The 3,258-nt window shown below is 68.6% G+C and carries 3 protein-coding genes; 1 reads left to right on the top strand and 2 read right to left on the bottom strand.

Features of this window, described 5'->3' with window-relative positions:
• Positions 1–389: hypothetical protein (locus C1A33_RS35175; RefSeq protein WP_165818551.1), on the top strand; the 389-nt coding region annotated here is incomplete at its 5' end.
• 453 nt (positions 390–842) lie between these two features.
• Here the strand turns inward: C1A33_RS35175 and C1A33_RS23040 are convergent.
• Positions 843–1,421, bottom strand: a complete 579-nt coding sequence (locus C1A33_RS23040; protein WP_101833453.1) for a GNAT family N-acetyltransferase — start codon at positions 1,419–1,421, stop codon at positions 843–845.
• Positions 1,418–3,061, bottom strand: a complete 1,644-nt coding sequence (locus C1A33_RS23035; RefSeq protein WP_243407857.1) for an NsdA family TPR-like regulatory protein — start codon at positions 3,059–3,061, stop codon at positions 1,418–1,420. Before C1A33_RS23035 ends, C1A33_RS23040 begins: the two co-directional genes overlap by 4 nt.
• Positions 3,062–3,258 lie beyond the last annotated feature (197 nt).

Below are 3,258 nucleotides of genomic sequence, written 5' to 3'. Positions count from 1 at the left end.
GCCAACCGACACCCCATCCCCACCACCACCACCGGATCATCGACACCACCAGGCTCCAGCCGACCGCGGCCGCCGGCACGCCCGTGCTGGTCGGCGTGTGGGTGCTGGTCGGCGCGTGCGTGCGCGTCGTCGGGGCCGAGCAGTTCGGTCCGCAGGTGCTCGACGAGCGCCGCGGGGGAGGGCTGATCGAAGAAGAGCGTGGCGGCCAGCCGGACGCCGGTGGCCGCGGTGAGGGCCGCGCGCAGCTGGTCAGCGCGGTGCCGGTAGACACCGAGGCGCCGCCATGGGGCATGCGGGTCGCGGCGGGCGGCGTGTCCGTCCTGGCCGGTCACCGCGGTGAGCTCGGCGACCAGGAGGTCGACCAGGAGGTCGCCGCGCGCCGCCGGTGACAGGGCGCCCAGCCGCTCGCGCCAGGCTCGTGACCGATCCTCGGCGTCCCGAGGTAACTGATTCCGCCGAGGCGCATCCTGGCTCATTCGATATTCTCCCGACACGAGATACCCGCAACGACCGGTAATCGGACTAATGCGCATCCGTATGAGCTGGAGGCTCATTCCGTTGGCGTTTCGCTGCAGGTGCATCGGGAACGCCGGACGAGGTGGTGCGCAAAACCTTCAATGCTGACGAAGGTGGTTTCCCGGGAAGGGTATGGAGTGCCGGAGTCACGGCGCAACCAGTGCTGAACGCCCATTTACACCATGGAGCTACCCCTGGCTGTCGGTGAGCAACGCCCGGTCTGGATGAACCGGCAGGTAGGGTGCCCTGCCGGCGCCGCCTGACCGCTTCGTTCACATCTGCCCCATGCGGGCGGTATCCGACAGTCGGCGGGCGGGGCCAGGAGGTCAGCGATCGGTGCCGCGGGGGGACAGGCGGGTTCGGGCGACGGACCAGTCGGCCCGGCTGATCGCGTAGACGGCGTGCTCCGCGCCGTGCAGCGCCTGCAGCCGGGTCCGGGTCATGCCAAGTCGCCGCGCGACGCGCACCGACGCGATGTTCGCCGGCAGGATCACCGAGACGATCTCCGTGAGGTCGGGGCGCTCGGCGAGCACCCAGTCGATCGCGGCGGCGGCCGCCTCCCGGGCGTAGCCGCGACCCCACCGGTCACGGCGGAGGAACCAGACGACCTCGATGCCGGGCCAGCCCGGTTCCGTCCACAGGCCGGCGCGGCCGACGAGGTCACCCGTCGGCCGCTCCACCACCGCCCAGGGCCCCACCCCGGTCAGCGCCCAGCAGCCGATGTTCGCGGCCATGGCATGCCAGACACCGTCCGGGTCGTGCCACCCTCCGATGTGGCGGGTGAACTCGGGATCCGACCAGATCTCCACGAAGCCGGGCACGTCGCCGTTGGCGAGTGGCCGCAGCAGCAGGCGATCCGTCGTGAGTGTTGGAATTGTGCTTCCAGTGACTTTCGTCGTGATCACACGGTTCCGCCGGCCGGCAACGTGCGGCACGCCTCGAGATACGACGCGACCGCGGGAAGGCGATGATGCGTCGGCGAAAAGGACGACGCGCACTGCCGCAGCCTCGCCTTCACAGTATGCGTCAGCGCGTCGGGTGCCGTCGAGATGACGCCCATCGCGACGCGGGCCGCCTCCTCGGGTTCCGGATCCGGACCGACGAGGTAGGACGAGGCGTACGACATGACGGCGTGCTGGGATTCCTCGACGGTGAAGTCGCTGCCTTTCCGTCGGTATCCCGCGACGGCGATCGGTGCCCATTCCTGGACCATGTCGGCGTCGTCCAGAGAGATTGCCACCCCGGATCGGAACATGGCGACGGCGGCCGGTCCGACGGGTGTCTCACCGGGCATCGGTGCCATCGAGCAGGACGCTGCCTCCATCCGGTTCAGCGCGGCCCTGGCGTTGTCGTGATCGCCCATCTTGGCGTACGCGCGAGCTTCGTAGGCGGCGATTCTCGCGTCCATGTACGGGTGCCGGACGTGCCGCACGATGCTGAGCGCCGCGACCGCCTGTCGGTACCGCTGCGTGTGATAGGCGACCGAGCTCTGCAACGCGGCGACCGACATGATGAGAACCGGCTCGCCGATCTCGTGCGCATATGTTCCGGCCAGTCCGGCGAATCGGCGGGCGGATCGGAAGTCATTCGTGTTGAAAGCCAGCCGACCCAGGAAGTAGGTGAGCTGACCGCCGAGCAGCGTGACCCGGGTCCGGGTGCCCGCCGACATGCGGCCGTCGAGAATCGACTCGATCTGTTTCCAGCGGCCGGCCACCTCACCGAGCAGGGCGAGGTGCGGGGCCGAGCCGTAGACCTGGGCGATCTCGTCGACGTCGGACTCCAGCTCGTCGAGCGTGCGGTCCGAGGCGCTCCCGGTCTCGATGCGCTGGCGGGTGGAGGCCGCCAGCGCCGACAGGGCCGGCAGTGCTGGTATTGCAGCGAACTCTCGCCGGTTCGTGGAAACCACCTCTTGGTCTATCGTCCGTACATCATTGGACACAACGATTCCCTGGGCGGCGGGTACATACTCGTCCGTGGGTCTTCTCATCGGCGGTACGACGCCGAGGCGTCGTGCCCGCTTCTCGCGGTCCGCGGCGTCGCGGAGCCGTCGAATAGCCCCCCCGCAGGGGAGAACGACATCCAGGGCGTCGGAGAGGTCGGGTGAGGGAACTTCCCTTCCGTTGACCGCCCGCGAAACCTGCTGCCGTTTGAATCCTGTCCTCTCCGCCAGCCGGCTGATGTTGGTGGCGTTGTCTTCGATCAGGGACTGGAGCATGGTTGCCAGCTCGTCCAGTGCATCATTGCGTTGCCGTTCAGCCTCCACCGTGAACCTCCCAGCCGCATCCTTGTCGGAGGGTGCAACGAGCCGTTGCGGGACAAGCACCCATATGTTGCACTCTGTCGCCGAGCTGCGGCGAAGTGTGTCATGACTCGAGCCCGCCGCCCACCCGGGCCACCCGGGTGAGTACCGCGAGAGTGCCCCCGGCATTGCCGGCGATCCGGGCACATTGTTTCGAGGAGGTTTCGTGACACCACCGAGCCCTTCGGCAGGAATACCGAAGCCCGTATCCGCTCCCCTCGAGAGTGAAGAGGTTGCCAACGCCACATCGCGTTGCCCGGGCGAAGGACTTTCGGCCCCGACCGGCCCGGTGACTCCCCGGGAAGTGGGGGACATCCCGACAAATCCGGCACACGGCGGCGGTGGGACGGGACCTTGGTCCCGGTATCGACGGCGTCCCGACGTCCGCTCAACGGTCTGCCTACCGACCGGTCGTGCCCCCCATCCCACCCCCGTTCGGGTAC

Source organism: Frankia canadensis (assembly GCF_900197875.1).
GTDB classification, from domain to species: Bacteria; Actinomycetota; Actinomycetes; order Frankiales; family Frankiaceae; genus Frankia; species Frankia canadensis.
The sequence above is the reverse complement of the archived record's forward strand: the minus strand, read 5'-3'. Positions and strand labels throughout refer to the sequence as shown.